Origin of the sequence: Escherichia sp. TW14182, from assembly GCF_000208525.1 — a bacterium.
GTDB classification, from domain to species: domain Bacteria; phylum Pseudomonadota; class Gammaproteobacteria; order Enterobacterales; family Enterobacteriaceae; genus Escherichia; species Escherichia ruysiae.
Genome location: NZ_AEJZ01000277.1, coordinates 1 through 1,382, shown reverse-complemented (window position 1 = coordinate 1,382; position 1,382 = coordinate 1). Strand labels below are relative to the sequence as shown.

Annotated in this window: 1 protein-coding gene; it reads left to right on the top strand. The window is 51.2% G+C overall.

The genetic code is table 11. The annotated features are described in order from the left end of the window. Positions 1-111: 111 nt before the first annotated feature. The coding region (locus EQY_RS0119830) for a diguanylate cyclase domain-containing protein (RefSeq protein WP_192807672.1) at positions 112-1,382 on the top strand (1,271 nt) is incomplete at its 3' end.

The window sequence follows — 1,382 nt, the reverse complement described above, 5'->3', positions numbered from 1 at the left end:
CAGCCGCTGATACCTTACGCCGACTGGTAAGTTTTCAGATAGCGCCTCTCTTAATGCCGCTGCGATCGGGTATACTCGGGCGGCAATCTGGGATTTCCGGGGGGAGACAATTTGCGCGTTAGTCGCTCGTTAACAATTAAGCAGATGGCAATGGTGGCGGCCGTTGTCATGGTGTTCGTTTTTATTTTTTGCACTGTTTTGCTGTTCCACCTGGTACAGCAGAATCGCTATAACACGGCTACGCAACTGGAAAGCATTGCTCGCTCTGTCCGCGAACCCTTATCTTCCGCCATTTTAAAAGGTGATATTCCCCAGGCGGAAGCTATTCTTGCCAGCATAAAACCAGCGGGCGTGGTCAGTCGCGCCGACGTGGTGCTGCCTAATCAGTTCCAGGCACTGCGTAAAAGTTTTATTCCAGAGCGCCCGGTGCCGGTGACGTTCACCCGACTGTTTGAGTTACCGGTACAAATCTCGCTGGGCGTCTACTCGCTGGAACGTCCTGCTACCCCGCAGCCGATTGCCTATCTGGTGTTACAGGCGGATTCCTTCCGCATGTACAAGTTCGTGATGAGCACTGTCTCTACGTTAGTGACCATTTACTTACTTTTGTCGCTGATCCTGACGGTGGCGATTAGCTGGTGCATTAATCGACTGATATTACATCCTTTACGCAATATCGCTCGCGAGCTAAACGCCATTCCACCGCAAGAGATTGTCGGCCATCAACTGGCCTTGCCGCGTCTGCACCAGGACGACGAAATCGGTATGCTGGTGCGTAGTTACAACCTCAATCAGCAATTGTTGCAGCGCCATTATGAAGAACAGTGCGAAAACGCGATGCGTTTCCCGGTGTCGGATTTGCCAAACAAAGCCTTGCTGATGGAAATGCTGGAACAGGTGGTCGCACGTAAACAAACCACCGCACTGATGATCATCACTTGTGAAACGTTACGTGATACTGCTGGCGTGCTGAAAGAGGCGCAGCGGGAAATCCTGCTACTGACGCTGGTGGAGAAAATCAAATCGGTGCTGTCGCCACGCATGATCCTCGCACAGGTCAGTGGCTATGACTTCGCTGTGATCGCTAATGGTGTACAGGAACCGTGGCACGCTATCACATTAGGTCAGCAAGTGCTCACTATCATGAGTGAACGCTTGCCGATTGAACGTATTCAGCTACGTCCGCACTGTAGCATCGGTGTGGCGATGTTCTATGGCGATCTCACTGCCGAACAACTTTATGGTCGTGCTATTTCGGCGGCATTTACCGCCCGTCATAAAGGGAAGAATCAGATTCAGTTCTATGATCCACAGCAGATGGAAGAAGCTCAGCAACGGTTGACGGAAGAGAGCGATATCCTTAATGCACTGGAAAATCATAA